Source organism: Paraburkholderia caffeinilytica, assembly GCF_046030355.1.
GTDB classification, from domain to species: Bacteria; Pseudomonadota; Gammaproteobacteria; order Burkholderiales; family Burkholderiaceae; genus Paraburkholderia; species Paraburkholderia caffeinilytica_B.
Window position 1 is genome coordinate 12,219 of record NZ_JAQQCQ010000029.1, and the last position, 19,566, is coordinate 31,784.

Sequence of the window (19,566 nt, forward strand, 5' to 3'; positions counted from 1 at the left end):
CCCCGCTTCCAGACCCTGCGCCTCACCTTCGCCGACGAAACCCGCTCGCAGCTCAGATAACTTCGACTCGTCTGTCTCCACTGACCATTTCGCCGATCACGCATGCTTCGTCGAAACCGTCGGCGCGGAACAGGGCGAGCACGTCGTCGACGGCTTCCGGCGCGCACGAAACCAGCAGGCCGCCGGAGGTTTGCGGATCGGTGAGCAGGGTCCGCGCCGTCGACGGCAATGAGGAAGTCAAAACAATGTCCTTGCCGTAAGCGTCCCAGTTGCGCCCCGAAGCGCCGGTAAAAATGCCGGCCTCCACGAAGCCGGCCACGTCCGGCAGCCAGGGCAGATCCGCATAGCGCACGCGGGCGGTCAGATTCGACCCGCGGGCCAATTCCAGCGTATGGCCCAGCAGGCCAAACCCGGTGATGTCGGTGAGGGCATGCACGCCGTCGAGCGCGGAAAGCGCCGCGCCGGGCCGGTTGAGCTGGGTCGTGGCCGCGATCATCGCGGCATAGCCGTTTGAATCAAGCCGGTTTTTTTTCAGCGCAGCCGACAGCACGCCCACGCCCAGCGGCTTGCCGAGGATCAGCACGTCGCCCGCCCGCGCACCGGCATTGCGTTTGACGCGCCGTGGATCGACCACGCCGATCGCAACGAGGCCGTAGATGGGCTCCACCGAATCGATCGAATGCCCACCGGCGAGGGGAATGCCGGCCTCGGCACAGACGGACTCACCCCCCTTCAGCACCGCCGCGATTACGTCGTGCGGCAGCACATTGATCGGCATGCCGACAATCGCCAGCGCCATGATCGGCTTGCCGCCCATGGCGTAGACGTCGGACAGCGCATTGGTTGCGGCGATACGGCCGAAGTCGAACGGGTCGTCGACGATCGGCATGAAGAAATCTGTCGTGGCGACGACCGCCTGCTCGTCGTTGAGCCTGTAGACGGCGGCGTCGTCGGCCGTATCGTTACCGACCAGCAGATCGGGAAAGAACGGCAGCGGCGCGCTGCGCTTGAGCAGGTCGGCCAGCAGGCCGGGGGCGATCTTGCAGCCGCAGCCTCCGCCGTGCGACAGGCTGGTCAGGCGGGGCGAAGGGCTTGCGGTGGGGCGGGTGTCGGTCATGGGTGGCGCGGATTCCGGATGCTGAATAACCCCATTATGGCGGTTGTACGCGCGCGGCGCAGGAGGGCGTCCGCCCACTCCGCCCACGCCTTGGCGGTTGCGGACACAATCAACGTATGCAAAAGGAATCATGCCCGGTTCTGTTAAACCGGCTGCATCACTTCATATTTAACAATGCTTGGGAGTTGAGCAGTCTGGCTGCAGGACTTCATATCGGCCTCTATAATCGTTATCAGTATCCCAAAAAGAGCCGAGGCCGCTACATGACCCACATGTCCCGGCGACAGTTTCTGAAGGTCTCCGCTACCACGCTCGCCGGATCAAGTTTGGCCCTCATGGGCTTCTCTCCGGCACCCGCGCTAGCCGAGGTCCGTCAGTACAAGCTGTCGCGCACAACCGAAACCCGCAACACTTGCCCATATTGTTCGGTGGGCTGCGGCATCCTGATGTACGGACTCGGCGACAACGCCAAGAATGCAAAGTCCAGCATCATCCACATCGAAGGCGATCCCGATCATCCGGTGAACCGCGGCACATTGTGCCCGAAGGGTGCGAGCCTGATCGACTTCATTCACAGCCCGAGCCGTCTGAAGTATCCGGAGTACCGCGCGGCAGGCTCGAATGAGTGGACGCGCATTTCGTGGGAAGACGCGCTCGATCGTATCGCCAGGCTAATGAAGGAGGACCGGGATGCCAATTTCGTCGAAACGACGGAAGACGGCAAGAAGGTCAATCGCTGGCTGACCACCGGCGTGCTCGCTGCATCGGCCGGTAGTAATGAAGTGGGATATTTGACGCACAAGACTGTCCGCAGTCTTGGCATGCTCGCATTCGATAATCAGGCACGTGTTTGACATGGCCCGACGGTGGCAGGTCTTGCCCCGACGTTTGGCCGTGGAGCGATGACGAACCATTGGGTCGACATCAAGAACGCGGATGTGATTCTCGTGATGGGCGGCAATGCGGCCGAGGCGCACCCGTGTGGTTTCAAGTGGGTCACGGAAGCGAAGGCGCATCGCAAGGCAAGGTTGATCGTGGTCGATCCGCGCTTTACGCGCACGGCTTCGGTGGCGGACTACTACGCGCAGATTCGGACCGGCTCGGACATCGTGTTCCTGGGCGGGGTGATCAACTATTTGCTCACCCACGACAAGATTCAGCACGAGTACGTCAAGAATTACACGGATATGCCGTTCATCGTGCGCGAGGACTTCTCGTTCACGGACGGCCTGTATTCCGGTTACGACGCGGATAAACGCAGCTACGACAAGAGCACGTGGGACTACGAGCGCGGCGACGACGGCTACGCCAAAATCGATCCGACGCTGCAACACCCGCGCTGCGTCTATCAGCTGATGAAGCAGCACTACTCGCGCTATACACCCGAACAGGTCGAGCGGAGCTGCGGCACGCCGAAGGACAAATTCCTCAAGGTGTGCGAGATGCTGGCGTCGACGGCCGTCCCCGGGCGTGCCGGCACGATCCTGTATGCGCTCGGCTGGACGCATCACTCGATCGGTGCGCAGATCATCCGCACCGGCGCGATGGTGCAATTGCTGCTGGGCAACATCGGCATTGCGGGCGGCGGCATGAACGCGCTGCGCGGTCACTCGAACATCCAGGGTTTGACCGACCTGGGTTTGATGTCGAACCTGTTGCCGGGCTACATGACGCTGCCGATGGAAGCCGAACAGGACTTCGACGCCTTCATCACGAAGCGCGCGAGCCAGCCGCTGCGGCCGAACCAGTGGAGCTACTGGCGCAACTATCGCGCCTTCCACGTCAGTTTCATGAAGTCATGGTGGGGCGATAACGCGACCGCCGAGAACAACTTCGGCTATGACTATCTGCCGAAGCTCGATAAGTCGTACGACCTGCTGCAGGTTTTCGAGCTGATGAATCAAGGCAAGATGAACGGCTACATCGCGCAGGGCTTCAACCCGCTCGCCGCGGCGCCGAACAAGGCGAAGATCGGCGCGGGCCTAGCCAAGCTGAAGTGGCTCGTCATCATGGACCCGCTCGCTACGGAAACGTCGGAGTTCTGGAAGAACTTCGGCGAGTTCAACGACGTCGATCCGTCGAAGATTCAAACGGAAGTTTTCCGTTTGCCCACCACGTGTTTCGCCGAAGAACGCGGCTCGCTGGTCAGTTCCAGCCGCGTGCTGCAATGGCACTGGCAGGGGGCCGTCGGTCCGGGCGAGGCGAAGAGCGATCTTGAGATCATGTCGGGGCTGTGGCTGCGGATTCGTCAGGCTTATAAGGAGAAGGGCGGCAAGTATCCCGATCCGATTCTCAACATGAGCTGGCCGTACGCCGATCCGGAAAGCCCGACGCCTGAAGAAATCGCCATGGAGTTCAATGGCCGTGCACTCGCCGACGTAACCGACGCTACCGACAAAACCAAGGTGCTCGCCAAAAAGGGCGAGCAGCTGGCGGGATTTGCACAGTTGCGCGACGACGGCAGCACGGCAAGCGGTTGCTGGATCTTCTGCGGTGCATGGACTCAGGCAGGCAACCAGATGGGCCGCCGCGACAACTCGGACCCGACCGGTATCGGCAATACGCTGAACTGGGCGTGGGCGTGGCCTGCGAACCGGCGGATTCTGTACAACCGTGCTTCGTGCGACGTCAGCGGCAAACCGTTCGACCCCACGCGCAAGCTGATCGCGTGGAACGGCAAGACGTGGAGCGGTCCGGATATTCCCGACTTCAAGGTGGACGAGCCGCCTGAAAACGGCATGAACCCGTTCATCATGAACGCGGAGGGCGTGGCGCGCTTTTTCTCGCGCGACGGTCTCGTGGAAGGTCCGTTCCCCGAGCACTACGAACCGTTTGAAACGCCGCTGGGCTATAACCCGCTGCATCCGGATAACAAGGCGGTTGTCAGCAGTCCGGCAGCGCGCGTGTTCCCGGACGACCGGGCCGCCTTCGGCACGCATGAGAATTTCCCGCATACGGCCACCACGTATCGTCTGACCGAGCATTTCCACTACTGGACCAAGCACGCGCGTTTGAACGCGATCGTGCAGCCGCAACAGTTCGTGGAGATCGGCGAGGATCTGGCGAAGGAAGTGGGCGTGGTCGCGGGGGATCGCGTGAAGGTGTCGTCCAATCGCGGCCATATCATTGCGATTGCGCTCGTCACCAAGCGGATCAAACCGCTGATGATCGAAGGAAAGAAGGTACAGACAGTCGGGTTGCCGCTGCATTGGGGCTTCAAGGGGCTCGCGAAACCGGGCTATCTCGTCAATACGCTGACGCCCTCCGTGGGCGACGGGAATTCGCAAACACCGGAATTCAAGTCGTTCCTCGTCAAGGTCGAAAAGGCATAAGGAAAAGAGATGGCACTGCAATCACTGGATATCAAACGCCTCTCGGCCACGACCTTGCCTGAACCCCAGGTGCGTGAGCCGGTCACGGGCACGGTTGCCAAGCTCATCGACGTATCGAAGTGCATTGGCTGCAAGGCGTGTCAGACGGCCTGCATGGAGTGGAACGATCTGCGCGACGAGATCGGCACGACGACAGGCATCTACGACAACCCGCGCGATTTGTCGGAGCATTCGTGGACCGTCATGCGGTTCTCGGAATACGAGAATACCGAAGGCGATCTCGAGTGGCTGATTCGCAAGGACGGCTGCATGCACTGCGAAGACCCGGGTTGCCTGAAGGCCTGTCCGTCGCCGGGCGCGATCGTGCAGTACACGAACGGCATCGTGGATTTTCACGAGGAAAATTGCATCGGCTGCGGCTATTGCATAACCGGTTGCCCGTTCAACGTGCCGCGCATTTCGAAGAAGGACAACCGTGCGTACAAGTGCACGCTGTGTTCGGATCGCGTGGCTGTCGGTCAGGAACCTGCATGCGTGAAGACCTGTCCGACCGGCGCGATCATGTTCGGCACCAAGGAAGACATGAAGCAGCAGGCAGCGGATCGAATCGTCGATCTGAAGGAGCGCGGGTTCCAGAACGCTGGTCTGTATGATCCTGCCGGCGTGGGCGGCACACATGTCATGTACGTGCTGCATCACGCCGACAAAGCCAACCTGTATCACGGCTTACCGCAGAATCCGAAGATCAGCGCGATGGTTTACCTTTGGAAAGGTCTGGCGAAACCGCTGGCGCTGGCAGGTATTGCGTTCGCTGCGTTAGCAGGCTTCTTCCACTACACGCGTGTCGGTCCGAACGAGGTGACGGAGGCGGAAGAGGCCGAAGCACAGCACGAAGCTGACGAAGCACGCCGTTCGCAGGAGGCATCCGATGAAGCGCACTGAAAATCACGAGCATGTCGTGCTGAAAGACGTGAAAGGCAACAGCCTGATCGAGCGCTACACGCCGAATGAACGGACGAATCACTGGATCACGGCGATCACGTTTGTCCTGCTGGCGCTGTCCGGCCTTGCAATGTTTCATCCGGCGATGTCGTGGCTGTACGCGATTTTCGGCGGTGGGCAATGGACACGGATTCTGCATCCGTTTGTCGGCTGTGTGATGTTCCTGTCGTTCCTGATTCTTGCGTTGCGCTTCTGGCATCACAATCTGCTCGACCGCGCCGACATCCAGTGGATGAAGCAGATCGACGACGTGCTCAACAATCGCGAGGAAAAGCTCCCTGCAATCGGAAAGTACAACGCCGGTCAAAAGCTGTTATTTTTCACCATGGTGATTTGCCTGCTGCTCTTGCTGGCGAGCGGCATCGTGATCTGGCGGCGCTATTTCTCGTTCTATTTTCCGATCGAGATCGTCCGTCTCGCGGCGCTGGTTCATGCTGCGGCTGCGTTCGTGCTGATCGTCGGCATCGTCGTGCATATTTATGCGGCGCTGTGGATCAAGGGATCGATCGGCGCGATGACGCGCGGCACCGTGACCTACGGCTGGGCGAGAAAGCATCATCCGAACTGGTTCAAGGAAATGATCGGCAAGTAGGATCGCTAAAGGATAGGCAGAAGATGCGGTACAACTTGCCGCGCGCCGCATTCCGAGCCGCCGCCCTTGTTCGATGAACGGCGGCGGCTTCTCCGTTTTCAGCGCAGTTTTCAGAGGTCGATACTTTGGTTCAACGCATTCTCGAGGCCGGCGACATCGAGTCGCTCGATCACACGGCGATTCCCCGTATCCGTACGCCGGAGCGGCTGGCGGTCTTTTCGGCGCGCGCCGCGCGGTTGCGTCAACTGGCGGCGCTCAGCAATCCGATTGCCGGCTATTTGCGTCTGATGGCCGTGCTGGCGGACGCGCAGCAAACCGTCATCACCGGCTTCAAGGCGAAGCCGCCCAGCGCCGAGTTGATCGCGAGTGCGCAGCAGCATTCCATGCCGCTGATTCCGGCGCTCTCGGGCGCGCGCGATCCGGCATGGCATGACGTTTTGCTGCGGTTGATCGACAAGGTGCAAGCCGCCGGCCCGCTCACGCCGCCGCTCGAAGCGCTTTTTGAAAAACTGCGAGCACTCGATCAAGCCACGCTCGACCTCCAGGCCGACGCAATCTTCGCGCAGCGCTTCGAGGAAATCGATCCGGCAAGCGCGCCGTTCATCATGGCCGCGCTGCAAGTGGTGTGGACCGATCTCGCCGCCGACATCGACAAGCGCGACGTGCCGTACCTGGAGACGCTCGGCCTGTGTCCGGTATGCGGCTCGCATCCGGTAGCGAGCGTGGTGCGGGTGGGCGGTGCGTATGACAATTACCGCTATCTGCAATGCGGTCTGTGTGCGACGGAGTGGCACATGGTCCGCACGAAATGTTCGAACTGCGACTCGACCAAAGGCATTGCCTATCACGCTGTCGGCTCGCCGGACGCCGACGAGACCACCCGCGAAGCCGATTCCAGGAACGCAGCCTTGAAGGCGGAATCGTGCGACGAATGCCATACTTACCGGAAAATCGGCATTCAGTCGAAGGACTACGATTTCGAACCGTTTGCGGACGATCTCGCCAGTCTCACATTGGACCTGCTGATGGGAGCGGAAGGTTACCGGCGCGCGTCGCCGCATCCGTGGCTCTGGCCGGAACAGGCCGGCCCCGCGGCTGACGACTCTTCCGGCGTATCGGGCTGAAGCGCGACTGAGAAAGAGGATGACCTCGTGAGCGATGTAACCGGCTCTGAATTGCGGGCGTTGATGGCGCGTGTGCCCTCGGTGGAAAAGGTGATGGCGTCGGCGGAGTTTGCGGCGTTGCTGACAGAATTCGGCCGTACGCAGGTGCTGAGCGCACTGCGTCACGCGCTCGACACCTGGCGCAGTAGTGCGCAGTCGGGCGACGCGTCGGTGAACGCGCTCGATATCGCACAACTGCAGGTATCGGTCGAAGCGGCGCTGCGCCGGCGCAACGCCGCACGTTTGCGCAGCGTCTTCAATCTGACCGGCACCGTGCTGCATACCAATCTCGGCCGCGCATTGCTGCCCGACGAAGCGGTGCAAGCCGTCATGAAGGCGCTCACGCAACCGGCTAACCTCGAGTTCGATCTCGGCACCGGCAAGCGCGGCGACCGCGACGATCTGATCGACGAACTCATCTGCGAATTGACCGGCGCCGAAGCGGCGACCGTGGTCAACAACAATGCCGCCGCGGTGTTGCTCACATTGTCCGCGTTGGCCTCGAAGAAAGAAGTGATCGTGTCGCGTGGCGAGCTGGTTGAAATCGGCGGCGCGTTTCGCATTCCCGACATCATGAGCCGCGCGGGCGCCAGGCTGCGCGAAGTCGGCACCACCAATCGCACGCATCTGAAAGACTACGACGAAGCCATCGGTCCGCAAACCGCGTTGCTCATGAAAGTCCACACGAGCAACTACGCGATCAGCGGATTTACCAAAGAGGTTGGGGTCGACGCCGTCGCGGCGCTTGCCCATGTGCGCGGTATCGCCGTTGCGGTGGATCTTGGCAGCGGCACGCTGGTCGATCTGGCGCAATGGGGCTTGCCGCGTGAGACGACTGTGCGCGAAACCATCGAAGCCGGCGCCGATCTCGTCACGTTCAGCGGCGATAAACTGCTTGGCGGCCCGCAGGCGGGGTTGATCGTCGGGCGGCGTGACCTGATCGCCAAGATCAAGAAGCATCCGCTCAAGCGCGCGCTGCGCGTCGGCAAATTGACACTCGCGGCACTGGAGCCCGTACTGCAGATGTATCGCATGCCGGAAAAACTCGCTGAGCGGCTGACCACGCTGCGTTTGCTCACGCGCCCGAGCGACGACATCCGGCTTGCCGCGGAGCGCGTACAGCCGGCGTTGCAGCGCGCGGTCGGAGAGCGCCATGTCGTCGTGACCGAGCCGATGTTCAGCCAGATCGGCAGCGGCGCATTGCCGGTCGACGTGCTGCCGAGCTACGGCCTCGTCGTCAGGATCGCCGGCGGCAAGCGCAGCGGCCGTCAATTGCTTGCGCTCGAGAAGCGCTTGCGCGAGATGGCGCGGCCGGTGATCGGCCGTATCGCGGACGATGCGTTACGTCTCGATTTGCGCTGTCTCGAAGCCGCCGATGAAGCGCAATTGATCGAGCAACTGAAGGACCTGCAGGCATGATCGTAGGGACGGCGGGGCATATCGACCACGGCAAAACGAGTCTGGTGAGAGCGCTTTCGGGCGTCGATACCGATCGTCTGAAGGAAGAAAAGGCGCGCGGCATTTCGATCGAACTGGGCTATGCGTACGTGCCGCTCGAAAACGGCGACGTGCTTGGCCTGATCGATGTGCCGGGCCACGAAAAGCTCGTCCATACGATGACCGCGGGAGCAAGCGGGATCGATTTCGCCCTGCTCGTGATTGCCGCCGACGACGGCGTGATGCCGCAAACGCGCGAACATCTGGCGATTGTGGAACTGCTCGGGATCAGGCGCGGCGCCATCGCGTTGACCAAGATAGACCGTGTCGATGTCGAACGGCTGCGGGACGTGCATGACGAGATCGCGGCGTTTCTGAGTGGCAGCGTATTGCAGGACGCGCCCGTGTTCGACACCTGCGCGACGTGTGACGGCGATCCTGGTGTGGCTGCGTTGAAAGCGCATTTGCACGCAGCGGCGGCAGCGTGGCGCATGAAGCATGACGACGGCCTGTTCCGTCTCGCGATCGACCGGGTCTTCACGCTCGCGGGTCAAGGCACGATCGTGACGGGGACCGTGGTGTCGGGGCGCGTGGCTGTTGGTGACACGATGCTGCTTGCGCCGAAAAATCAGCCCGTGCGCGTGCGCAGCATTCATGCGCAGAATCGTCCTGCGCAGAGGGGAAGGGCAGGCGAGCGTTGCGCATTGAATCTGGCGGGCATCGAGAAGAGCGCAATCGATCGAGGTGACTGGATCGTCGATCCACGGCTATCGCAAGCGTCGGAGCGCATCGACGTCATGCTGACGCTGCTCGCCGATGCGCCGTTGACACTGGAGCATTGGGCATCGCTTCATGTGCATCTCGGCACGCAGCACCAGGTGGCGCACGTCGCGTTGCTCGATGGTGAGACGCTCGGCGCAGGTCAGTCGGCGCGCGCGCAGCTTGTGTTCGAACGGCCGGTATGCGCGCTTCCCGGCGATCGTTTTGCGGTACGCAATGCGCAGGCTGATCGCACGATTGGCGGCGGTCATGTGCTCGATCCGTTCGCGCCTTCGCGCAAGCGTCGCTCGGCTGAGCGGCTGGCCTGGCTCGATGCGATTCAGGTCATGCTCGACACCGGCGCGCTGGATTCGCTGCTCGCAACGGCTCCGCATGGATTGTCTCGCTCGTTGCTGGAACGACTGGCGGGCATGCCGGCGGCCATGTTAGCGCTGCCGTCTAACACGCGCGTTGTGGAGCTTCCGGGTAACGATGCGTTATTGATTGCAGATGCGTCATGGCGTGCCTTGAATGCGCGGCTGCTTGCGACGCTAAAGCAGTACCACGAGCGCTCGCCGGATGAGCTGGGCCCGGATGTTTCGCGCTTACGGCGGATCGCGGCGCCTCTCGTCGACGATGCGTTGTGGCGTGTGCTGGTCGACGATGCGGCGGCGCGCGGTGAGATCGTCAGACGCGGGCCGTGGTTGCATCTGCCGGACCACGCGGTGACGCTCGACGATGCCGATCGCGCGCTCGCCGCGGTACTTCTGCCGGCGCTGAAAGAGGGGCGTTTCGATCCGCCCTGGGTGCGTGATCTGGCAAACGCACATGGCACATCTGAAGACCGCGTGCGGCAGTTACTGCGCAAACTTGCGCGGCAGGGCGAGCTTTTTCAGGTTGTGCGTGATCTTTTCTATCACCATGAGGTGATTCGTGAGCTGGCTTTGATTGCGGGCTCCGAAGCGCAAAAGAATGCCGGTATGGTAGCGGCCGCGCCGTTTCGCGATGTCACGGGTCTTGGGCGGAAGCGCGCGATTCAGCTTTTGGAATTCTTCGACCGGGTTGGATATACTCGCTTTCACCGTGGCTTGCATTTGATGCGCACGGATAGTCGTTGGCTTGATCTGCTTTGATTTAGTGGTTGAGTTGTAGTGCGTGGTTTAGGTGGTTCAAGTAGTTCAGGTAGTTCAATCACCGTAGGAAGGCATTCGTATCCGGTGGTGCGGCTGGATTTCAAATCCAGTTGAGGGCGTCAGACGTCCTTAGGTCGGTTCGACTCCGGCTGCCTTCCGCCCTATAGGCCTTCCGGGCCATTCCGACTTCTTCCGCTGACGTCCTCCAGGTCGCTGATTTTAAAGCGGTTTATGGGTAACGACGTGCTTGCGGCTACCGTTGACGTCCCGCACAATTTCCTCACGAAGTATGGGTAGCGATGTGGGTTTGTGGGTAGGGAGGGCAACATGGCTGGACGACAGTTGCATCGACTCAGCGCACTGCGGGTCGCGAAAGAGGTGACGCCGGGGCATTACGCGGATGGCGGTGGCCTCTACATGCAGATCGCGGACAGTGGTGCGCGTTCATGGGTGTTCCGATTCAAACTGAACGGTCGCGTGCGGGAGATGGGTCTTGGTCCGCTCTCACGGGTCCCTCTGGGCGAGGCGCGGAAGCTGGCTGGCGGGTACCGTGACATGGTCAGGGACCTGATCGATCCCATCCTTGCGCGGCGTGAGCAGCAGCGAAGGCAACTGCTCGACATGTCGCCGGATGCCGACGTGACGTTTCGTGAAGCAACTGAAGCGTTTATCCGTGCGCATGAGCCTCAATGGCGCAATCGCAAGCATGTCCAGCAGTGGGGTAACACGCTCAAGACCTACGCGTATCCAGTGATCGGTGAAGTCCGGGTACGCGACATCGACACCGCGATGATCGTGCGGATTCTTCAGCCTATCTGGACGAAAAGGCGGAAACCGCGAGCCGCGTACGGGGCCGCATCAAGGCGATCCTCGATGCAGAGACGGTGTTGGGTCATCGCATCGGTAGCAACCCGGCACGATACGTTGACCATCTGCAACTTGTGTTGCCGCGGTCGAAGAAACGCTCACAGGTGAACCATCACCCTGCACTGCCATGGGAGGACTTGCCTGCGTTTATCCGCGAGCTTGAGCAACGTCCGCGGCGTGCTGCACGTGTGTTGCATCTGCTCATCCTCACGAACGAGGTGCGTTTTGCGCGGCCCGAGGAGTTTGACCTCGCCGCCCGCACATGGTCAATTCCTGGCAATCGTACCAAGAGCGGCCGACCGCTTCGTGTACCGCTTTGTGACCGTGCGGTCGAACTCGTGCGTAGCGCATTGCCCAAGGCAAAATACGGCTATCTGTTCCCGGGCTGCAAGGAAGGGCGTCCGTTGTCGAACATGGCGATGCTGACGCTTCTGAGACGTATGTCGCGACATGGAATCACCGTACACGGTTTCCGCTTGACGTTCCGCGACTGGGTTGCCGAATGTACGGACTATCCCGATTCGCTCACAGAGGAAGCCTTGGCACACGTCATCGTATCGCAGACAGTGGCAGCCTACCGGCGTCGCGACCAGCTCGAACGTCGGCGCGGGATGATGGCAGATTGGGGACTTTATTGCGGAAGCCCGCGTGAGAACGTTGAGACGGTCAGGGAACCAGTGTCTGCCTAAACATCATTCGCAAATCCGCCAAACCTTCACCGCTGTGGGTGCCGTTCGCGATCAGTTGCGCTGGATGCGTGAGAACCAGTCTTCCACGCGATTGAGCCAGAACAAGAAGTCGCTATGAAGTGCGACCGATGATTTCCCGAAGAGATGATCGAGTGGGAGTTGCATGCGATCGATGAATTTAACAGGGCATAGATGACATCGCCATTTTGGCGGAGAGTTTTGCACGAATCCGCTAGCCGATGACCGACCGCCGCTACGGCTTGCAACACGCTGATAGCCTCTGCCCTTTAGAATGCAAGCAAATTGAAGCAAATTCACTACGACCCCGACGGCGCCCTCACGTCCTCAATGGGATTTTTCAAGTGGCGAGTAAGGACTACGGCAGAGACTGAGAGAGATCCACTAGGAAGTTTCGCAACCATCGGTGCCCCTCATCCGCGTGACTGCGCATGTGCCAATATAGCGAAAGCACGATCTTTGGCAACTGCAACGGGGGCTCATAGACCTTGATTGGTAGCGTCCTCGCTCCGAAGCTCGCCAGGCGAGCTGGTACCGTCGCAATGAGATCGGTGAAGGCGACTACCGATAGTAACGGCACAAAGCTCGGTTGCCTCAATTCGACATGACGGACTAGACCACGCTCGTGTAACGCCATATCGATCGGTGTCGAATACATATTCGCATCGAAAGGAAAAACTTGGACGTGGCGGAGTTCCGCGTAGAGATCCAAGGAAATGGAATCTGACCGAATAGACGGATGATTTTCGCGGGCGATACAGACATAGCGATCCTCAATCATGACGCGCGTGCGTAGCTGTTGCGCGGCGCTCGGAATGAAGCCAATCGCCAGATCAATATCTCCGTCGCTCATTAGGGCTTCCATCCGGGAGACGGGGGATTTGAAAACAATATTAACTGCAGGCGCTTTCCTGGCCAGTTCGACTACCAGCGCAGGTAGCAGAAACTGCTCGACAAAATCGGTGCCGATGACGGTGAAGGTTCGGCGACTGGTCGCAGGGTCAAAGTCGAGCGGGGACTCCAACATGTTCTCGATATCAAGTAGCGCGCGATCCAACTGACCAAGCAGTTGCTCGGCTTTTTGCGTCAGGATCATGCCTCTCGAGGTCCGCACAAGAAGTGGGTCGTCGAACAGAAGACGCATACGCGCCAATGCCGCGCTCATCGCTGGTTGTGTAATGCCAAGCTTATCGGCGGTTCGCGTGACGTGCCTCTCCACGAGGAGTTCGCGTAGCGTCACCAGAAGATTTAGGTCGACATTGCGCAATTTCATCTGGTTAGATTAACACACTCACTTTGGCCGAAACTAATCACTCTGGGGCGTGACGACGAAAGCCTTCTGATGAACAGCAGATGCGACTTCTGAACGACGTGGTAGCACGCTTCGCCAAGGCGTAGCCTCGCAGCATCCGGTAGCGAAGCCCCATTGGTGATCCACGCATTCATCATATTGATGCTCTCTCCGCTCGCCTGTCGAACACGAGATTCAATCCGCCGTCCGGTGGATTGACCGTAGGCTATCAATGGAACCACGGCTGGCCAGCGGTGGCCGCGACGTGGCGGCAAGGTGCTTGAAACCATCCGGTCGCTATGAGTTCTTCCCTTATGATTTGTAAAGCTGAATTTAATAGAAACCCGTTTTTTCCACCATGCTACGCTCGCTGAATGAATCTGCGCCAAATTGACCTGAATCGGCTTGTGGCCCTGCGTGAAGTGCTGACGGAGCGGCACGTCACGCGGGCAGCCGAGAAATTGGGGATCACGCAGCCTGCAATGAGCGCATCGCTGGCGAGAATGCGGGAAGTATTCAAGGATCCTCTACTTGTCCGGAACGGGGCGAGTTTAAGTCTGACTCAACGGGCGGAGAAGGTCCTCGAAAATCTGGACCGAGCGCTCCTCCAGATAAACAATCTTCTGTCGACCCCGGCCGATTTCGATCCGAAGGAAAGTCGCCGTGTTTTCACGATCATCGGCACGGATTTCGTCGAGCAGATTCTCTTGCCGGAGGTCGTCACACCTCTGGCACGCTTTGCCCCGCACACGACGATCGTCTCGCGCCCTCCACTGCAAAAATTCGACGCGCTGATGGGCGATGGCGAAATTGACTTCGCCATCGGCTGCATCCCTAGCGCTGCCCCCAGCTTATTTACGCGATTGCTGCTGACAGAGCGATACGTGTGTATCTCGCGAGATGGACACAGCGGTGTGGGGTCCGACGGCCCCTCCTTGGACGAGTATGTGGCGTTGCCGCACGCGCAGGTATTTCCATTCGATAAGGATATCTACTCAAGTCCAATAGAAGAGGCGCTGCAGGAGAAAGGCTTAAAGAGAAACGTTGTCCTGAGGCAGTCCAGCTTTGTCCCACTGCTCTCGGTTGTCGCAAATTCTGATCTCATCGCTACTGTCCCCGAGCGGCTAGCGCGCTTCGGCGAAAGGATCTTGCCGTTGAAAGTCCACGAACCCCCTCTGGACATTACACCGGTCCCAATTTCGCTCTACTGGCATGCGCGGACGCATGACGATGAAGGACACAGATGGTTTCGGGACTTTTTGGTCGATCATTACCGCCCGATGGAGCTACGTTAATTGCTGGCGGGTACCGCGAGTCCGGGCGGACATCCTGGTTGAGGCATGCGCGACGATCGCGAATACAGGGAGCTGATGAAGTTGTTTCATTGATAAGCATGGTAACGCGAACTCCGGCGAGCTTATCGGGAGGACCTTGGCAATCTTGTGCAAGCGTTCGGGAAAGACGGTTCAACGGAACGAAGCTACGCTCGATTACCCAGTGGACCGGCACTGCATGGCCATCGAGCATCTTGACGCACGGTGCGCGATTCCCGCTCACAACGACATTTACCGACAAACAGGGGACGTCGCTGCCAGGCAGGCCGCCAGTCGTGTCGATGATAGCTCCTGCGGAGGTGCGCCGTCGCGTTGCAGTAGTCCGTGCGGCACCTTTCGGCGCGGGGGGGGCCTCTGGATCGGATGAACGGGTGGTGCTCGTCATGCGCCACCTTGATGAGGTCGCTGTCAGAAAAGGTGACGGATACCCACCCGCGCGAGTACCTGCGAGGTCGAGCCGGACGAGAAGCCGTCGGCGGAATCGCCGACGGAAGCGGTCGCTGTCACGACATTACCGTACGCATCAAGCGTCTTGCCGCCGGAGTGCTGATAGGCGGCCGCCACATACAGCATGGTGCGTTTAGACAACAGATAATTGCTGCTGAGCGTCAACTGTTGGTAGTGCGGGCGGGACGCTGCGCCGTCTACTGAGGTGCCGCGCGTGTAGTTGTAGCCGAAGCCAAACCCGAGTGCGGCAGTCGTCTGATAAAAGGCGCTAAGACCGGCGGAGTTGTACGTCAACACCCGCCGAAACAGCGATACTGCCGACGGCGTGTAGTTGACGTAGCCATAGTTCAGCCCGAGCGACAGTGCACCAAGCTGATATTTCCCCGCTACGTCGATCAGTTGCACGCGCCTCGCGCCCGCAAATCCGTATGTGACCGAGCTGATAAAATTGCCGACCGTCGAGCCGTTCCATGTGTTCGCGGTCGAGCCGCTGTTGTCGGAGCGCAGATAGCCGACGCCAATGCCGAACGTGCCGTTGTCATACTGAAGAGCCGCACTGATCGTGCTGTCCTGATTGAGCGAGCCTGCGACGCCGCCAAACCCGTAGAGCAGTTCACCGGTGACTCCGTCGATCGTCGGCGAGCGGTACTTAACAGCATTGTTCACGCGGGCATAGCCGTCATACTCGTTGATGTCACCGGCGTAGTCTGATACGTAACTGCCGAAGAAAAAACAGGGGCCGTATGGCACCACCAGGTCAAACATCGCATCATATTGGCGACCGAACGAGAGAGCGCCGTAACGCTTGTTTGAAAGACCCACGAATGCCTGGCGATTGAACTCGACGCCGCTCGACGCGAACGCACCGGTGTTGATGCTGAAGCCGTTCTCAAGCTGAAAAAACGCCGCATTGCCATCGCCGAGGTCTTCGCTGCCCCTAAAGCCCCAACGGTTCGCCTGGTAGCCGTTACCACTCTGGCTGACGAGCGCCCGGTTCCGGTAGGTCGCCGGGTGTCCGGTACTCCCCGCTGATTGGGCAACGCCAACGTTGTTGATGTAGTTCAGATCCGCATCAATGATGCCGTACAGCGTAATGCTGGATTGTGCGTGTGCGCTTGTGGCGATACCTGCCAGCAAGAACAGGGTAAAGGCTTTCTTTTTCATTGTAATGTTCATCGTAATGGTTGGCGAATCGTTTAGGGGCCATCGTCGATCCCACATCGGTTTTGCGATTTCAACAGACGGGGACAAGCACCGGAGTGCGGCTCTCCGGCAAATGAATACGCAACTTTGCGACGTTTTCCTGCAGGGCTGCAGGGACAAGATAAGTGGGTCGTGCCCACGTCGCCATCCAGTTAAAAATATGAGCGTCATAAACGCGAGCGATGAGGCGCCGAGCCGCTACGCGCGGTCCCGCGGAGGAAGACGGTTGCGTCTTAAGCTTCAGACAGCCGCAATCATCGATTGAGGTTATGGCCTCCATATTTTCGTCCGTATGGCGCTGCAGTCCTCAGCCGGACTATCTTTTAGCAACGCGAGAAAAGTAAATGCGCCGGATGCTGGCCTGCTGAATCAGGCAAATCTCACAACAGGATGTGCGGACTAACGATGCGGTTTAACCGGAGTAGCTGAATGAACTGGGTGCAAGAGACTGCGATAAGGAAAGCGATGTTCAGGCTCGTGCCGTTTCTGATCGTCTGTTATTTCTTTGCCTATATCGATAGAGTCAACGTAGGGTTTGCGGCACTGACGATGAATAAGGCGCTCGGACTTGATTCCGCGGCATTCGGCTTCGGCGCAGGCGCCTTCTTTCTGACGTACTTCGTGTTCGAAGTACCGTCGAATCTGCTGCTGGAACGGGTTGGCGCGCGCAAATGGATCGCACGCATCATGTTGACGTGGGGCGTGCTGTCCGGGCTGATGGCGGCCATTCCGACGATCGCCGCAGAGACCGGCTTGTCCACCACTACGGTGTTCTACGCACTACGGATGGCGCTGGGCGCCGCCGAAGCGGGTTTCTTTCCCGGCATACTCTACTACCTCATGCTGTGGTTTCCGTCGGTCTACCGGGCGCGCATCATCGGCTATTTCATGGCTGCGGTGCCGTTCTCGTCGGTGATTGGTGCACCACTATCCGGCCTGTTAATGAAGCATATGAGCGGCGTCGCGGGGCTTCAGAACTGGCAATGGCTGTTCATCATCGAAGCGGTTCCCACACTGATGCTGTCGGCCGTTGTGCTGCTCTACCTTACCGACCGGCCGTCCGATGCGGGTTGGCTTTCGATTCCCGAACGCGAGTGGCTGGTGAGGCGGATGGATGCGGAACGCCGCCGCCGCGAGGCAATCCGAAAATTTAGCGTCTGGCAGGCGCTTGGACATACCCGCGTGTTGCTGCTGTCCTGCGTCTGCTTCGGCATGGCCGCGGCGATTTCGGGGATGGCAATCTTCCTGCCGCAAATCGTGCGCAACTTCAATCTCTCACTGACGGCAGTGGGCTTCGTCACGGCGATTCCATATTTGCTCGGCACGGTCGGGTCGGTCTGGTGGGGACGGCGCTCTGACCGTCTTCGCGAACGGAAGGAACACGTCGGGCTCGGGATCCTGATTTCCGGCGTCGCGCTCGCCGCATCGACGGCCATAGATGACCCCGTCGCCAAGATGATTGCGCTTTCGCTGACCAGTTTCGGCGTCTGCGCTGCGTTGCCAGTGTTCTGGACACTGCCCGCGGCGTTTCTATCCGGCTCTGCGGCCGCGGGCGGTTTCGCAATCATCAGCGCGCTCGGTAACCTTGGCGGTTTTGTCGGCCCCTATCTGATGGGCAACATCAAAAACTCGACCGGTAGCTTCACGATCGCTCTGCTTGCGATTGCCGCACTGGTTGTGCTTGCAGCATTGCTTGCCTTGACGTTGCCCCACGAGGAAGAAGCCGAAACAGGATTGGACGAAGTGCACGTCGAGCCGGACGCGGCGCGGCAAGCCGCGTCCGGGTGCGCCACTACAGTTGCCCCTACTGCAAAGGGCAGCGGGTGCATCGACGTCGCTACGACAAGCAAGGCCGACGCGGCCTAACCCTAGGCGGGCTACCGGAACAAGCGCATAGCGCATGCTCGCGATTCCGTGCAGTCCCGTGACCTACGTTGACAGGAGAAAGCAGCTTGGAAGCCGTGATGCCAAAGACCTTTGAACGGGATGCCCTGGTTCGGGCGCGGAGTTTAGGGCCCGCAATCGATGCAGCCGCAGATGAAATTGAACGGATTCAAGATTTCCCAACGTCACTGCTCGAGCAGATCCACGAGTCCGGTGTCGCGCGCGTTCTGCTTCCCCGCTCGATCGGCGGAGAGGAAATCGCGCCGTGGGCGTATGTTGAAGTGATCGAGGAATTGAGCCGCCACGATGGTGCGGTCGGCTGGAATATGTATGTCGCTAACAGCCATGCGCTGATCGTGCCGTACATCCCGCTGGAGACGGCGAGCGTGATTTTTACCGACCCGTGCTCGATCATTGCGTCCGGGCCGCCTCATCAGTTCAAGGCAATGGCGGTGGCGGGCGGCTATCGCGTGAGCGGTGAAGCGCATTTCTGCAGCGGCATCCGGCAGGCTGACTGGCTTGCCGCGCACTGTCAAGTCGTTGAGCCAGACGGGTCGTTGCGCATAAATCGCTTCGGTCGTCCAACGGTCCGCTCGTTGCTGTTCCGCAAGACTCATACGGAGTCGGTCCAGGACTGGTGCACGCTCGGCATGCGCGGCACGGCGTCGGAAGGTTACCGTGTCACGGACTTGTTCGTTCCTGAATCCCACAGCGGCACGTTCGGCGAAGATCCGTCATTGCGGCGTGAACGAGGACGTCTTTTTGCGTTCACCACCCAAGGACTGCACGCGGTTGGGGTGGCGGCAGTTGCATTGGGCATTGCCCGCGCAATGCTGGATGCGTTCGCCGAACTCACCCTTCACAAGGCACCCCGGGGACTAAAGCGCCTCGCGGACAACCCGGTCGTACACGGAGATTTCGCACGGCAGGAAGCTAATTTTGCTTCGGCGCGTACTTGGTTGATCGAGATCCTGAAACAGGTTTGGTCGAACGCGGACGATATCCTGCCGATTGGTCTCGAAGACCGTCTTCGTGTACGTCTCGCTTCCACGCACGCAATCAACACGGCGGTCGATGTTGCCAACTATGCTTACCGTTCCGCGGGAACAACGGCTATTTTCAAAGGCACGTCATTCGAGCGTCGCTTTCGTGACATCCACACACTGTCTCAACAACTGCAGGCGCGCCAGGCACATTTCGAAGCAGTCGGACAGGTGATGCTCAACGGAGATCCAGACGAGCTTTTCCTGTGACGCCGACTCACGCCGCTCGGCCAGAACGAGATACAAACACCCAAG

General features: G+C 59.9%; 12 protein-coding genes, 1 tRNA gene and 1 pseudogene. 11 read left to right on the plus strand and 3 right to left on the minus strand.

Annotated elements, in window-relative coordinates:
* Nucleotides 1-52: 52 nt before the first annotated feature.
* A complete protein-coding gene (gene selD, locus PQQ95_RS31510; RefSeq protein ID WP_408445058.1) occupies nucleotides 53-1,117 on the minus strand; it encodes a selenide, water dikinase SelD in 1,065 nt (354 codons plus the stop codon).
* 263 nt (nucleotides 1,118-1,380) lie between these two features.
* On the opposite strand from selD, the gene fdnG reads away from it, so the two are divergent.
* From fdnG to PQQ95_RS31550, 8 genes and pseudogenes are all read left to right on the plus strand, one after another.
* Complete coding sequence (gene fdnG, locus PQQ95_RS31515) at nucleotides 1,381-4,449, plus strand: formate dehydrogenase-N subunit alpha (protein WP_408444901.1); 3,069 nt, start codon at nucleotides 1,381-1,383, stop codon at nucleotides 4,447-4,449.
* Nucleotides 4,450-4,458: 9 nt separating this feature from the next.
* A complete protein-coding gene (gene fdxH / locus PQQ95_RS31520; RefSeq protein ID WP_408444903.1) occupies nucleotides 4,459-5,391 on the plus strand; it encodes a formate dehydrogenase subunit beta in 933 nt (310 codons plus the stop codon).
* Complete coding sequence (locus PQQ95_RS31525) at nucleotides 5,378-6,043, plus strand: formate dehydrogenase subunit gamma (RefSeq protein WP_408444905.1); 666 nt, start codon at nucleotides 5,378-5,380, stop codon at nucleotides 6,041-6,043. The genes fdxH and PQQ95_RS31525 overlap by 14 nt, the downstream gene beginning before the upstream one ends.
* A gap of 125 nt (nucleotides 6,044-6,168) precedes the next feature.
* Entirely contained in the window at nucleotides 6,169-7,167 is a 999-nt protein-coding gene (gene fdhE, locus PQQ95_RS31530) for a formate dehydrogenase accessory protein FdhE (RefSeq protein ID WP_408444908.1), read from the plus strand.
* A gap of 27 nt (nucleotides 7,168-7,194) precedes the next feature.
* Nucleotides 7,195-8,625 (plus strand): L-seryl-tRNA(Sec) selenium transferase, encoded by a 1,431-nt coding sequence (selA, locus tag PQQ95_RS31535; RefSeq protein WP_408444911.1) that lies wholly within the window; start codon nucleotides 7,195-7,197, stop codon nucleotides 8,623-8,625.
* Nucleotides 8,622-10,535, plus strand: coding sequence for a selenocysteine-specific translation elongation factor (gene selB, locus PQQ95_RS31540; RefSeq protein WP_408444913.1), 1,914 nt, complete (start codon nucleotides 8,622-8,624; stop codon nucleotides 10,533-10,535). Before selA ends, selB begins: the two co-directional genes overlap by 4 nt.
* Before the next feature lie 66 nt (nucleotides 10,536-10,601).
* Nucleotides 10,602-10,694: transfer RNA gene (locus tag PQQ95_RS31545), tRNA-Sec, on the plus strand.
* Nucleotides 10,695-10,862: 168 nt separating this feature from the next.
* Nucleotides 10,863-12,091, plus strand: a pseudogene (locus PQQ95_RS31550) (tyrosine-type recombinase/integrase).
* 376 nt (nucleotides 12,092-12,467) lie between these two features.
* On the opposite strand, the gene PQQ95_RS31555 reads toward PQQ95_RS31550, so the two are convergent.
* Complete coding sequence (locus tag PQQ95_RS31555) at nucleotides 12,468-13,382, minus strand: LysR family transcriptional regulator (protein ID WP_408444916.1); 915 nt, start codon at nucleotides 13,380-13,382, stop codon at nucleotides 12,468-12,470.
* Nucleotides 13,383-13,774: 392 nt separating this feature from the next.
* Between PQQ95_RS31555 and PQQ95_RS31560 the strand changes: the two genes are divergently transcribed.
* A complete protein-coding gene (locus PQQ95_RS31560) occupies nucleotides 13,775-14,695 on the plus strand; it encodes a LysR family transcriptional regulator (RefSeq protein ID WP_408444919.1) in 921 nt (306 codons plus the stop codon).
* Nucleotides 14,696-15,142: 447 nt separating this feature from the next.
* Here the strand turns inward: PQQ95_RS31560 and PQQ95_RS31565 are convergent, their stop codons facing one another.
* Nucleotides 15,143-16,402, minus strand: a complete 1,260-nt coding sequence (locus PQQ95_RS31565; RefSeq protein WP_408444921.1) for a porin — start codon at nucleotides 16,400-16,402, stop codon at nucleotides 15,143-15,145.
* A gap of 411 nt (nucleotides 16,403-16,813) precedes the next feature.
* Here PQQ95_RS31565 and PQQ95_RS31570 point away from each other — a divergent pair, with 411 nt between their 5' ends.
* Together PQQ95_RS31570 and PQQ95_RS31575 are read left to right on the plus strand one after the other, a co-directional pair.
* Nucleotides 16,814-18,250 (plus strand): MFS transporter, encoded by a 1,437-nt coding sequence (locus tag PQQ95_RS31570; RefSeq protein WP_408444924.1) that lies wholly within the window; start codon nucleotides 16,814-16,816, stop codon nucleotides 18,248-18,250.
* Between the two features lie 95 nt (nucleotides 18,251-18,345).
* Nucleotides 18,346-19,521 (plus strand): acyl-CoA dehydrogenase family protein, encoded by a 1,176-nt coding sequence (locus PQQ95_RS31575; RefSeq protein WP_408445060.1) that lies wholly within the window; start codon nucleotides 18,346-18,348, stop codon nucleotides 19,519-19,521.
* Nucleotides 19,522-19,566 lie beyond the last annotated feature (45 nt).